Below are 14,376 nucleotides of genomic sequence, written 5' to 3' on the forward strand. Positions count from 1 at the left end.
CTCAATAGATAGCTGCAATAATTTTATAGCAATTCCCTTGGTAATTTTCCCCAAGGCTAATACAAAGAATGCCCATCAGGCCATCTTGCTTGTACACTAAATCATCAAAATTAGGTGACGTAACAGGCAGATCATAATCGAATCCGTTGTATGAAAATGTCGCTCTGCGCTTAGAGCCAAAGTCCGCAGTGTAAAGCGATAAATTATCAACTCGCACCAAGAATAACGACTGCTCTACATGAACCAACTTACTTTGTATATCGCCGTAACTCACACGACTTCCTGGTCCCCATAAGCTGTTCGGATAATCCAAGAACTGGGCTAATTCATCCTTTGAAACGTTGTAACGCTGTTGCCATTCAGACCCATCTACTAGTCTATTCTCGGGTTGATTTTCGAGCGGTACTGCTCCCTTAAATGAAATGTTTACCTTCTGTAATGTCTTTACAGGATAAATTCCATATGGGTTTCGAGCACTAGATTGAATAGTAGTCAACTCAGCACCAAAAGGTGTAGCGACCGGACGAATCCATTTCTTGGTTTCTAAACATTTTCCAGCCACACAACGTTGACCTTTTTTAATGGAGTTCGCTAACACAACCATTGTGCAACTCGATTGATTCAGGCACACACTGTTTACCTCACAGACAGTTCATCGTTCTGGAGGTATATTAATCTTTATGCTTGGAAACTATTTTTTATAAGCTTACGAAGTAGTGTGTTGTCTGCTTGCATCTAGTTATAAAATCCTTAACTGCCTACAGCATTCTTCTATATGCCAGCCCTTAATATTCACAAATTAAATGATAGGAGAAGTTTAATTTGATATCGCTATGCCATGCCTATCCACAACCCCTTTCAATACAAAAGGCGAAGAATTGGGCTTATATTGTGCAAGTATTTTGCCTAACTCTGTGTAGTTTTTAAGCGACCATTCAGAGTTTTGGTTGTTATCACGGGCTAAACCGGCAGCACTTACTAGACCAGCTTGATCAGTGATTATGTATCTATCATGCATTTTTGTTGAACCTTTTTGAGGCTGCCAAATATTCACTGTGCATTCATGGTGTTGTTTCAGATGCAATTGAGCGAGAAACCGCCGCCAATCTTCTAACCGAAAATCTTCTTTATTTGAATCCCATTTGCAATTGATAATAATCTTACCCGCTTGATATTTTCCTCTACGTTCTCGAAAGCTTTGCGCAATTAGCATCAGAGTCTCTTGGTATCTTTCCTGATCCAAATGAAAATATGGATCTATGATTGTTAGCTTTCTAGCGTAACTTAAAAATGGCAAAAGCACCGCTTTCAACACACTACCTGTTGTTGGCAATTGTGTTGAACCAGAGACGCCATATTCTTTGTAGAGATTGATATCTTCAAGCTCTTCAATATGCTTAGTATTACTACTATCCCCAACAGAAGAATAGATTGTATCTAAATGTCGAATAGCATGAATATTTTCAATAACCTGAAGCCACTCCTCTTCTGATGCAGGCTGGCAATCATCAAGTTTTGGATGCGAAACAAGCCGATTTCTTTCTTTTAGTAACGATAGTGCTGCGAGTAGTTTGCTTTTAGGTTTGTCATCCAAACTGTCAATTTGAGCATAAACAGCTTTAATCCAATCAGATTTTTGCGCACCTACAATGATCCCGCTGTCACTGAGCAATTCAAGTAAACGTAATACGTCTCGCCATAAGAAATCTCCAATTACATCACGGCTGAACACTTGAGGAGTGAATGATACTTCTTTCAGCATTATGCAAAACGCTCCTTATATCCCTCTTCAAAAAAGCCATTCGGCCAAGGATCAAGCAATGTACCGTCTTCATCTAATTCAAGCTCATTCACATAGGTATGTTTACCATTATGATCCACGTAAAGTAGGCAAACATCATCAGGTGTAAGGGCTAGTGCGTCACCGGGTGCGTGGTCGCCATTGGCAGTTTCACGCATGCGACGCATAATCCTCAATAGAATATGTTCACTATGACTTTCGATAATAAATTCATTATCCCGTTCATTGATACTTTTTATAAAGTCATCAGCTATCTCACACTGCATAGCAGGATGTAGATGGAGTTCAGGCTGCTCAATGTAGATTTTGTGCTCGCGATGGATTATTGATGCTAAAATAATTGGCAGAATTTGTGAAATTCCCAGCCCCATATCTTGAGGGTAAACCAGTGTACCGTTTTGCATATCTTTAAATGCCAGCTGTTTTAACTTCTGACCACCGTCTTGTACAACAATTTGGTATCTGTTATTGATCTTACGCTCATCCCTAAGCCAATCATTAACAGACGCTAAGTGCGACGGGTCAGTAATTAGGCTATGCCACAACTGCAGGCTATTTGCAGCCCGACCAAGTCGTTTTTTATATTCAGTTTTTTTGAACACATTAATTACATCAACCAATCGCTGGTCGGTTTTAAAAAATTTCAGGATAAGATAAGGTAAGCTTAAAAAAACAGTCAAAACTCTAAGTAAGTAATTAAATCGCCCTTTATTAACAAAAACATCAACGCATATTTTTGGTAGTTTTTGTATCATTCGTTCACTAAGTGCAGAGCGAACATAAGCAAGATAAAGCCTGACAGCCAAACTACTAGTAAAATCAGAAATTGTGCTATTTCGTAGCGATTTATCCTCACGATTATTATCTTTAACTTTTTTTATTTGTAGATCTAACTTAGTAGGAAGGAAACGCAAAGGGGAAAAATATTGTATGGAAGACTCATATTTCAAGATATTGTTTACACCAGAAAATGAGTTTTGCAGGAATGGAAATACACTTTCTATATTTTCATTGAACTCACTAAAGATTACTGAGAAAAACTTATAATTCTCTTCTGCAGATAGTTTATCTGCCATCTCTATGAAATTATTATTACTCAGTAACTCACCGGTTCCACCATCAATAGTTGAACGTTCTATTTTTGAAGATTTACATACTTTTAGATTATTTTCATAACTAAATTTGGACTCCAATTCAAATGATGAGCAAAATGGAGTAGTTATTAACTTCTCTAGTTCAACATATGTTTCATCATAGTTTTTTTTCAATATTTTTTCATAATCAAGAAATTGATCGGACATTTCATCACTTGAAGTGTATATCCCCGCCCATTTAACAAGCGAATTAACTTCGTGATATGTGTAATATTCAATAACATGAATTAGAGCTAGTTCCAACTCATTAAACGAACCACCAATGCAATTAACATTATTTGAAAGTGTGTGTTTTTTAATATCAATATCGCGAAGTGATTTAATAAACTCTTTAGTATTCAGTGCTCTTTTTACCAATTGATTATAACTGAAGCACTCAAATTTCTCTTTAAAAACGTCATTTCCAAATAATTTATATGCATCACGCAAAAAAACATATTCTTGGCTTGATAGAAAATCTTGATCAACTTCATTCTTGTACAACTCTAGATCAAACATAGATATAAGTGTTTCTAAACTTATATTTTCAATGTCGTACTTTTTATTTGCCTTATTAGAAACTTCATCTATCAGAGGAGCAAGCTTTTCTTTTGAACTTATCAATCCACATTTTTTAAACATTGAATTGAAGTACTTTTTGTTATATTTAATATGTCTTTCAAGATTTGAATCATTAGGGTTAGCAATCACCATAGATAAAACAATACGATTAGGCAAAACATACCCATTCAATTTTATATTTTGAATAAAACTAATGTATTTTTCAAACGTAAAATCAACAATATTAAACCCACTATCCTTTAACGACTTTGCAATTGGATAACCGCTGCCTCTAAAGTGCTCTAAAAAACGGTCTGACTTGTAACGGTAAGTTAATGTACAGCTGGTATCATTGGCTTTTTTATGAATAAAGTTGTTACCTTCGCCTAGATTTAATACATCACCAGCGAAATGAGTACTTTTATGAATAGGTTGTATATTGTTCGCTTGATAGCCGGCTAACAACATCGCGTGCAACAAAGAAGACTTACCGACGCTGTTTGGACCGTAAACTAAAGTGAGAGGCTTTCGGTTGATGGTTTGCGGCTTTGGACCAAAGCTCTTAAAGTTACTAAAGGTGAAAGTATCAAATGCCATACTAATTTTTCATATTTTTTTCGAGTATGACAAAGTCGAACTTGATCGACAAGACGGAATTAGCTCAATTTTGTTTGTAAGATTACATTCGGTAATCGTAACTTTTAAGCTTTCATTTCAGCTGTGATGGTAAATTCCATACGTACTCACCAGTAGTGTAACCACTGACACTGCGACACAGTTCTGTCCCTTCAGAGGAGAACCAAACTGGTCGCATTATCTTAAGCTGCCAAAAAAAGTTTTATTTGGGCGATTGAATATAGAAATTAAACATAATTGTGTAATTCTCTCATCAACAATTCAGTTGCTTACAAGCGTCGAACCACTCGTGGACTACTCTCCGTGTTTCTTCGCTTGGTACGGCGTTCTTGTATCCTGCTATCTGTTGAACCTCATAAGGGTATGCTTTCTTGGGGTTTATGCTTATGCCAATGGTCATACGCTCTGGAGATCTCATACGAAATGCGGCGTAATGACCCGCTGCAATCCGGTTATGGTATACCGCGATGCAATGAAGTTGCTCTTTCGCTTCTGCACATAAGTCTTCAAAATCGACGATTTGTGAAATACCATATCCATCAGCTAAGCATTTAGGGTATGGAACTTCCGTTCTCTCTGGCCTCATTGCTTCAAAGCGAAGATCGATTTGTCGAACAACCCAAGCATCATGCAGCTCAATCAAATCCTCTACGCTGCCCAGCCTCTCAACATGACGAACGGGATCGTTGATACCAATTGCATTCCCTAGGCGCAAAGTATCACTCATATAAGCCATCATATTTCTATAAACGCTCTGATGCTGTTCTGCTATTGAACGCCCTAGATTCGTTCCGGTAAGAAATGGATGGCTATGGTCGAGCAATAATGCGCTGTAGTTGACCACTTTGTAGTGGCTAAAAACCTTGAACCGGGAAAAGTTAGCGTCCAGTTGCTTGAGTACATGCTTCAACTCACTTGAATACTCAAAATCAAGTGCGAGCTTGTCGATGAACTTCAATGCTGCTTTAGATGAATCCAAACCGAGAAGAGCTAAAATTTCTCGTTGCCCTTGCTTAGCAAGTTCAAGCGCAGTATCGTTATCGACACTGTACTTGGCGCATATCAATGCCAATAATATCGGGCGGCTATCTAATAACTGCGCCGCTTCGTGGCAGTTTGCCGCTAACCAAAGCATTTGATATTGATATTCAGCAAAAGCACTAGAGGCTGTTAGATAGTGCTGGGGAATACTATCAAGCCAAGTTTCGTACTGGCTGTCCCCAAACAGTAAGTTCAGGCTTATTCCTAGCCCACCATCGAGCAATACCTTTTTCCCATCAGAGAATACTCGGTAACCATGTAGGTTTTTCTGCCAATGTTCCAACTCAATATCATAATTGAACCCTAACATCGTCGTTGGTAGCGTAATCGTTGCGTTATTCACTATAAAACCAGAATGAAATATAAAACAGAGGTTTCAGGATAGATCTAATACGTAAGTCAGGGCGGTTTGTAAGCTTACGAACTAGAGCATGGATAAAGTAGTAACCATGCTCTATATTCAGAAAACACCGTCGATCAATTCATAGTTTCGATACAATATGAACGGCGATAAAGTTAAATTGAATTAACTCTTAGACAAAATCTGCAAGATAAGGGCTAGGATTGTTAGATGCCGTCACATAAAGCCCTTTGATAGCTCGCGTCGCGGCAACATGAAGAAGCGCTCTTTCATTAAAATCGTAGTCTCGCTTCTCTACTGGATCTTCTGTTAGCACTTGTTTGAGAGGAATTACGTCCTTGTTCACCCCAGCAATCAAAATGTACTTAAACTCCAAACCTTTGACACGGTGCATAGTTGCAACACGAAGCCCTTCTTTATCGCTGTCAGAACTGTCTGCTGATAATGCATGTGTTTGGAGACCTAATTCACTTAAAGACTTAGCGTAGCTGTCCCTGACAAAGTTAGTCCTGGCAACCAAACAAACATCTTTCAGAAGCACGTTATTTGCCAACAACATATCAAGCTGTTGCTTAAGGAAAGATACCTCTTCATCAAATGACGGCAGCACTTTAACGACCGGCATATCTCCGTGGAATAGAGACAAGTAATCTGTTGATCTATCTAATTCGCCATCCAGATTATCAACTTGGACATTATTTAAAATTGAAGTGGCAAAACGTCTCGTTTCCTCTGTGGTACGATAATTGATTTTCAACTTTTGAGATCGACGTCCACGTACATTGATTCCACATCGCCCTAATACGACTTTGTTACGGTAAATTCGTTGATGGCCATCGCCAACAATAAACATATCATTTTCTTGCTCCGGGACAATTGCTCGCAATAGTGAAAACGCTTGGCTACCCATATCCTGAGCCTCATCGACAATAATCGATGAATAAGGCAGCGTAATTTTTTGCTCTTTGATAATTTCAATAGCATCAAGCATTGCCTCGTTTATATCTCGCAACCGTTTACGATTCATTTGATTACGAAACTCTTCAAAAACGGGCCAAATTTTCGCTCGTTGAATACGGCTCAGTGGTGTTCCCCTACCAACACGGCTCACACTGAAATACTCCGACTTAGTTTTTACACCATTCGGTTGAATCACATGTCGCCACTCTTCCTCATAAAATGACTCTGGGAAATATGGCTCAGAGGGAGCTAAATCAATAGCGTACTTCCAACACAGTTGGCGCTCTTTGTCATTGTCATAAACAACTTTGTAGTCGTAGTTAAATCGCTTCAAAAACCGAGAAATCCAACCATCGATGTTGGAGACTTCAATTCTTGTTAACTGCTCCTCGCTAGCAATTTTTTTGAGATTGGCTTTAATATCTGAAGCCAAGTTCCTAGTGAACGTCGTAAACAACACCTTTGATGAGGACTTACTTGTAGAAAGTTGTTCAGCTAAATGAACTGCTCTATGCATTGCAACAACGGTTTTGCCCGTGCCTGCCCCACCTAGAACACGTGTAGGCCCTTTCGCCTTTCGTGTAACAAGGACTCTCTGGCTTGGATGCAAAAATACTCGCCACTTTTCAAGTGGAGCGTTCAACATTTTTTGTAGCTCTAAATCATCAGTAACCATTCGGAAGTTACGCTGAGAAGAAGCTCTTTCTAATGCAGCGTCAAAGTCCGTAACATCGACGGTTTCACCATGGGATTCATTGTAAGTAGCTAAAAGATCCTCATAATCCTCACCCGCAGCAAGCAGATATAAAGGCTCATAAGATTCTGCCGGTAGTTTTTTCTCAAGTAACTCGAGATCTTTTTCAGAACACACTGCCATTACAGCATCAATAAAATCACTCGGAATACCCAGGGCAAGAATTTGCTCTCGGGAGAAATCAATAAAGAGTGCTTTTTGGATACGAGACTCTAATGTATCAACTCTAGGTTCCTCAACGACGTTGCTAACCTCTACGATTTGAATTGCCCCTGTAGATGGGTGGATCAAACAATCATGACGGCGAGCCCAATCATAAGCATCATCGTGGTGAGCTACCCACATAAGCATATAGATGTTGCCTTTTTCTGGCTTCAACACTATGCCGCGATAAGTTTGATCTATCCGTACAGAATGCACATTAGAACTTTTAGCATCGCGAATCTTTTCATAGTTAATACCGCTACTCATTGGGTTTTGGCGGAACTTACTGATAAATTCTTGAACTTTCTTCTGCTGTTGCTTAGGAATTTTTGCAAAAGACATCAAGAAGTCTCCCGCGATCGCAACTTTTGGCATTTCAACTGCAGTCATGTTAATCATTACCCATATATTGTTTTAGTTCTTTTAAAGCCTGATCAGTTAAGTCACCAACGACTACTTTCCAGCCCTTTTCAACAAATAAATTTTTATCGCTTTCCATCTCGGGAAGTAAAAGGGCGATTTTGTAATCAACCCATGCTAATTCAGCTTCGGTAACTATCTCGCCTTCAGCACCTACGAGAGCAAAACCGACTTCTGGAATTTGGAACTCAAGCTCCAACATTGCAATAACTACTGTCTCACTAATAACCTCTAGTTCGATTAGCTCAGCCCAATCATCCGTGATTACAACCTCTGTTCTAGCATCAATCGAAACTTCTGTATCTCCACTTTTCACAGCTGAACTGGAACTGCCTTGCACAAGCAATTTGTGCGAAGTAAATGAGAAATCACTCAAAAATTGTGCAAGGTTCACTAAGCGCCAATACCCATATAATGCTTGCTCATAACCATCATCCTCCGGGTATCGGTCATCAAAACATGCGTGTAAACGTGTCAAAGCTTCAGCATAATCATAAGGACATTGACCGCGCACTTTCCCTGCAACAACGTTTACGTACACTTCAGCTGGCATAACAGCGGCGAGTTCAATACTTCGTTGAGATGTGCCAAGTGAATCCAAAAGCCCGCCAAAGAAGTAAGGACCTTCCAAACACAGATCGGGCAACCGACTCGGCTCCGCGTTTTCTCGCATTTCGTATTCAAACTTGTTTTTTCTGGCCAGATCTTTCGATGCAGAAATCGAAAGCCAATAAAAACTGCTTGCAAACATGGCCTGCTGATAAGTCATTGACATTTCAAGCGGATCGTGAAGATAGCGTTTCAAAAGAGAAAAGCTATTTTGATTCTCATACGAATCTCTCAATGTCTGATAATTTGTACTTAAAAACTGCTTGTAATGCGCCTTACTGTCTTTCGCTGCAACATCCTGTCGACTTATGCCTATGACCTCTCGCACATGTTTCGCGTCTTGTTTCGCCAGATCATTCCAACAAAGAGTCCAGACATTGTACTTTCCACTATCTAATACTGCATTTCGTTTCTCAACATCATCAGAAACAATATTATAGTGGTGTGCAAAACCATCCAAATATACAGCTATTGGCTTCACATTCTTTAATTCTGAAGATGGATACAAAACAAAGTCAGGGCGTGTATCAATACAAACCCCATTTTTATCCCCAAGACTCACTTGAGGGACTAATTGCCAAGACGATTTATTGTTAAGTTTGGATGACACTATCCAAGCAGCCTTCCCTCGTGCGTACTCTTTCGTGACAACAAATTCAGACACGGTTTGTTGAAGCGTATTTACGAAGAGCCTTTCAAGTTCTGACTCTAGCATCTTGTTTAGTGAGATATCAGAGAGAGACTTAACTTGCGTTAATGCACTTTCATCATCAAGTATCGACCTTAACAAACTTCTCGCGTGCTCACGCGATATTGACCGCATTTTTCCTCGGTCACGGTATGCATAGACACATTTATAACATCCATCCTTGCCTTCAGACGCACAGCCACAATTTTCTATCACCGATAACGCTTCTTTCAAAAGAAGAAGTAAGTTTTCTGGCTCTTGCATTAGCTCTTTCAGCGCCCCCGTACCTCCAGGAACAGAGTCATAAACCACTAGATAGTGTCTGTAGCTCTCTCCCGAATCTTCAGGTTCTCGATAAATGATGCCTTTAATATGATCAACACTACCTTTAAAGTAACGTTTCATGCCCAATTGCAGAGCCGCACTTAATGAGGCTTCCGTCACTTGTCCATTACCATAGCCACTAACGGGCAAAAGAATGCGTATCGCTTCAGATTCAAGCTGGCGATAGAGAAACAGAAAGTCTTCATACTTTGCTTCCATCACCGTTCCACGGTATTTACAGCTTATATCGTGAGTTTCTGGTCCCTTGCTCTTTTGCACAAAACCACAGTCAGAACACACTTTGAAGCCCGTTTTCTTTTTCTTCTCACCCGCAACACTAAATTCATTCGCTTCTTCAACTGAGCTGCCGAAGTTAATGTCACGCATAGAAACTCTACGTATGTACTCAAAGCCAAATGGGATGGATTTGTTTTGTACTTGATACGTGAACTCAACGTCTTCCGGCTTAAAGGAAACAAGCATTTGTCTCTGAAAAAAAGCTGGCGTCCTTGTATCTGCATCATCTGTAATTTTTGAATCTCGGACGCTAGAACGAGCATAGACTTGTCGGAGTTTCAGCATGCGCAACTTTTGTTCTGAGTCAGCCCACCCAGGGTGTCCACACTTAGGGCACGCTGAATACTGGTCGCTCTCTAAAAGCTCACTGTGGTTGCAGTGACTACAAACTCGCCATGTTTCAGGCTCAGAGACCTTCATGTCGATTTGTTCAATTTCAACCTTATGCCCACCGGCATAAAAATGATTGGTTGGCGCTAACTCAGAAATTGCTGCCGCTGCTGGTCGTTCGTACTCAAATGTTGAAGTAACATACTGACTTTTACCATCCTCAACCTCGACGGTGTCTTTCTTGCGCCAAAGAACAGAACGCAACGTGATACCAGCTTCTGGGAATGCATAATTCGGTAACAACCCTTCATCTGTCATGAAGTTAAGCGTATTTTTACTGTTAATCTCTCTAAGTAAAGCCAAGAGAGCATTACGTTCATTCTCTAATTCGTTCAAATCATTTTGGTAGTTTTGATCTTTAACCGGAGAGGACTTAAGTTTATCAATACTTCGTTTTAGTTTTTCCGCACGACTCTTCAACGACTTGCGATCTTTAACTAACATCTCCAAAGACTCTTGTATCTTTGGTGCTAATCCATATTCATTATCCGACCCTAAAATGAAAGACTTTAACTTTTCATATGATGATAGAGATAGAGAGTGAAAGACTTTAGTAAACTGTTCAAACAAAGTCTCCTTATGACTGTCGACAAAAGAGAGGAAGTTATAAGGGTACTGGTCTCTCAAGCCCGCTTCAGTTGCATCCAACATCTGTTTAACGCGTTTGCAAATTTGACTACTATCAATACCGGTCTTAATCCAGCGATCCATACAGAAAGCGGTGAGCTGTCGCTCAAGAATGGCTGAGGCATCTAAGAAAACGCCAGGGGCACTAACGCTACCCGCCATCATTTCAACAGGCTCTTCAAAATAAAACAGATCGTGCGCGTTACCTTCTGCAACAGTCATATTAAACGCGTTACCATCCTTACGACCAGCACGTCCAATTCGTTGTAAGTAGTTAGCTTGAGCAGGTGGCACAGAGCAAAGCAATACTGACGAAAGATCACCAATATCAATACCCATTTCGAGAGTTGGAGTCGCTGACAACAAGTTTACCGACCATGCTTTACCATCGTTAATAAAGGCATTTTCGGTTTGCTCTCTCACTGTACGCTCTAGCAAGCCAGTATGCTCTGCAGCATTGACTCGGCAAACTTGCGAATGTGACCATTCTTTTTCTGGTAACTGTTTATCGACAGTGAAATGACCCTGACAGGATTCTCTGACACATGCCTTACCTTTCCAATAGCCTAATGCAGCCTCGGGAACAATTAACTGTTCAGAGCAATGATCACAACCGAGAGCAGCAACTACTGAAGTAATTTTCAGCGCGGTGGGGGCAATACCCCAAGCCTTATAACTTTTAACATCAAGCTCTTGGAGGATGCCGCCTCTCCTCAAAGTCTCCAGCGTCAATCGATAAATGGTTTGAGTGTGATTCGCAATCATGATGTTGTCATGTTTGCCAAAGCACTTAATGACCCAATTTTGGTGCCAAGTATGTTTAGACTTTGTGGCAACGATCTGGTCAAAACGCTTGTTCTTCTCAAAAGTCAGGAATGCCGGGGTTCGAGTTTTATTACCCCAGTTCGGCATGTATTTTGAAGTTTGTTTATCAATTTTAGTCAGATAATACGTCTCACCTCCGTCAGCGATATAACGAGTCAATGACTCATGGACAATCGCTCCTCTGTTACGCATACGATGTAGTACACCTAAACAGAAGTGAAGAACATCAGTATCGTTAACACCTTGAATTTCAGAGCCCAATTCATCCATCAATGCTGTATGTAATTGAGAAGTTAGTCCAATTAGAGCCTCATCACATACATCAATTGTATATTCACCCGTCCTCTCGAGCGTGCGACCAATCGAAGCTCTAAGACCGAATTCACTAAATACTTCCCAATTCAAACGTTTCTCGACAAGCGTTGGTAAAGCACTATTCACTGGCAAGGGCTCGCCACTTTCTACCATCTCTCGATAGTCGTTGAGCCATTCCATATTAGGCGCAATAAAAGTTGCGGCAAATGATTCCGTTGTGCCACAGCTCTTTTTCGCCACATCGATGACTTCTCTTGCAAAATCATACAGATTAATGCCTTCAGTAGGTTTGGCCACCATGCCCATATGGCCACGCATCATTAGTGGCCATGTTCGAGATGAAAAGAACCCCGCTCGATGAGCAGCGTCCTGCACCGAGTCAGAGAAAGTTATCAGCTTCTTGTTTTCGTTATAACGGCTGCTATATATCTGATTAATAGCAACAGCAGACAACGTTGCAGATTGAGCACCCACAATTGATAGGCCATTTCTACTCTGGCAATAAGGACAGTCATTACTAAAATGCGGTCCTTTTTTCTCACTAATCTTAATTTGATCCGGTAGGAAAACCCTGACTAACTCAGAGTGATCACAGGACTTACATCCAGCAGTCTGACCATCACTATTTAACGATAAACACTTTGTACAGATGCGCCTTATGACACCTTTACCAGGAGTGTCATCGTTATCTTCAAGCGGGAACGCGACTCGAATACTATGGTTCGCCCCAAAGAACATTCGGTAAAAAGTATCAAGCTGACTCTCAAGCTGCTCTACTTGTCCTTTGACAAAACCACCCCAGCCTGTTGCATGACAATCACGGCAATTAATGACGGGGAGATATTTGTCCGCCATATCATCAGAGACGTCATCCCCAAAATTCAGGCGTGGTTTAGGATTGACGCTAGCAACAAGACGTCGAAGCTCACGAAACCAAAGTTGATGACGCACTTGTAGAAATGGCAGCACAGGCCGTGGGCTACCCTCTTGCACTCTTTGTTTTTGCTTTTCAGGCGTTTCTTCGACCGAATTTCTGGCAATTGATATTAAAGAGCAAAAGCTTTGAATTACCCGACCAGCTTCCTCTTCTGAGATTGAAAAGACAGAACTCATGTCTGCGGACAGTGTTTTAAAGGAAGCAATCTTTCCGTTAATCATCTGGAGCAAAGAATGAAAAAAGCGATGTGATAAAATCGCTTGCCCCAATTCAATTCGAGTGGCTCGACCAGCATCACTATCGAGATCAATAGGCAACAAAATTGAGTTTTCTGGAAACCATAACGCTAATTGGGCATTGATATACTCAACTTCTGAGGAATACACCGCTGAATCGAGTTTTTCAAATTCACCGAAGCTAGGATAAGTAAAATACTTAACCGATGCGTCTTTTAAGTATTCCTCGTAGCGATATCTATCCTCTTTGACTACAGAACTTTCTTCGAACTGAGAGTCAAAAATACTGCCCGCGTACTCAAGTAGCGCGCTCACATCATCACCTACAGTTGCAGAAGTGCCAACACATGCAAAACCTTGATCGTCAACAGACAGATGATACTTTAATCGACGCACCAAACAGGCAAGGTCCGAGCCTTGGGCTCCATCAAAAGTATGTAACTCATCAACAACCAAATATTTTAAAGTGCCAGGTTCATTATGTTGCCAAAGAGTCTGGTCTTCTGGCCTCATCAACAAATAGTCCAACATCTTATAGTTGGTTAACAAAATATCAGGTGGATTCTTTCTTAAATGGTGTTTACACGTAATAACTTCATTTGGCCCCATGCTTGTCGAAGCGGTATCGGCTTGCTCTCCACCAACAAATAAACCAACGTTAACCTTGCCTTTTAAGCGTTCATCTTTGTATATCGTAGAAGCAAAGCGTTTCGCCTGATCCGTCGCTAGCGCGTTCATCGGATAAATGACGATTGCCTTTACCCCTTTGTTCTGCTGACCAGCACAAAAGTTCAATAACGGATAAAGGAAACACTCAGTTTTGCCTGAGCCTGTCCCTGTTGCTACCAACGTCGATAGTGGGCTTTCAGATGATAACCTTTGATACGCAATAGCCTGGTGCGCGTATGGAGTGACTGGAAGAGAAAGATGGTCAAAATAGTCTAATGACAGTTCACTTTGCCTAAAAGGCAATTGAATAGATAAATACGGCCCTTTAACTAAGTTCTCTTTATCTTGTAAGAAAGACTCCATCATCGAATAGCTCTCACTCTCAAAACAAGGACTATTCATGTTAAATGCTGATTTAACGTACTTTCTTAATGTTTTAACTACTTGCTCACTAACGACTGATGGCAGCATGTGTTTTTCCCAATCCTAACTAACCCGCTAATTTTATTGCTAAATGCATCGATAAAACAGCCTAATAATTTGTTAACTCAACTTTCTACTTAGTTTTTTAGCCAATTCTGTTCAAAT

Annotated in this window: 6 protein-coding genes; all 6 read right to left on the reverse strand. The window is 40.5% G+C overall.

What is annotated here, in order from left to right; all coding sequences use genetic code 11:
• Position 1: 1 nt before the first annotated feature.
• A complete protein-coding gene (locus ATB78_RS10730) occupies positions 2–604 on the reverse strand; it encodes a hypothetical protein (RefSeq protein WP_061008649.1) in 603 nt (200 codons plus the stop codon).
• A 213-nt stretch (positions 605–817) separates the two neighbouring features.
• Positions 818–1,762: a hypothetical protein gene (locus ATB78_RS10735; RefSeq protein WP_061008650.1), complete on the reverse strand. Its 945-nt coding sequence runs from the start codon at positions 1,760–1,762 to the stop codon at positions 818–820.
• Positions 1,762–4,092, reverse strand: coding sequence for a DUF3696 domain-containing protein (locus ATB78_RS10740; protein WP_061008651.1), 2,331 nt, complete (start codon positions 4,090–4,092; stop codon positions 1,762–1,764). Before ATB78_RS10740 ends, ATB78_RS10735 begins: the two co-directional genes overlap by 1 nt.
• Positions 4,093–4,384: 292 nt before the next feature.
• Complete coding sequence (locus ATB78_RS10745) at positions 4,385–5,515, reverse strand: PcfJ domain-containing protein (protein WP_155647793.1); 1,131 nt, start codon at positions 5,513–5,515, stop codon at positions 4,385–4,387.
• A gap of 190 nt (positions 5,516–5,705) precedes the next feature.
• Positions 5,706–7,841 (reverse strand): UvrD-helicase domain-containing protein, encoded by a 2,136-nt coding sequence (locus tag ATB78_RS10750; RefSeq protein WP_061008699.1) that lies wholly within the window; start codon positions 7,839–7,841, stop codon positions 5,706–5,708.
• A 1-nt stretch (position 7,842) separates the two neighbouring features.
• Positions 7,843–14,259, reverse strand: a complete 6,417-nt coding sequence (locus ATB78_RS10755) for a DEAD/DEAH box helicase (protein ID WP_061008653.1) — start codon at positions 14,257–14,259, stop codon at positions 7,843–7,845.
• Positions 14,260–14,376: the final 117 nt, after the last annotated feature.

Origin of the sequence: Vibrio sp. CUB2 (assembly GCF_001557945.1) — a bacterium.
Lineage (GTDB): Bacteria > Pseudomonadota > Gammaproteobacteria > Enterobacterales > Vibrionaceae > Vibrio > Vibrio owensii.

What these genes read in the sequence shown, in the direction of transcription:
- ATB78_RS10730 (WP_061008649.1), bottom strand. Translation starts at nt 604, where the DNA reads ATGGTTGTGTTAGCGAACTCCATTAAAAAAGGTCAACGTTGTGTGGCT.
- ATB78_RS10735 (WP_061008650.1), bottom strand. Translation starts at nt 1,762, where the DNA reads ATGCTGAAAGAAGTATCATTCACTCCTCAAGTGTTCAGCCGTGATGTA.
- ATB78_RS10740 (WP_061008651.1), bottom strand. Translation starts at nt 4,092, where the DNA reads ATGGCATTTGATACTTTCACCTTTAGTAACTTTAAGAGCTTTGGTCCA.
- ATB78_RS10750 (WP_061008699.1), bottom strand. Translation starts at nt 7,841, where the DNA reads ATGACTGCAGTTGAAATGCCAAAAGTTGCGATCGCGGGAGACTTCTTG.
- ATB78_RS10755 (WP_061008653.1), bottom strand. Translation starts at nt 14,259, where the DNA reads ATGCTGCCATCAGTCGTTAGTGAGCAAGTAGTTAAAACATTAAGAAAG.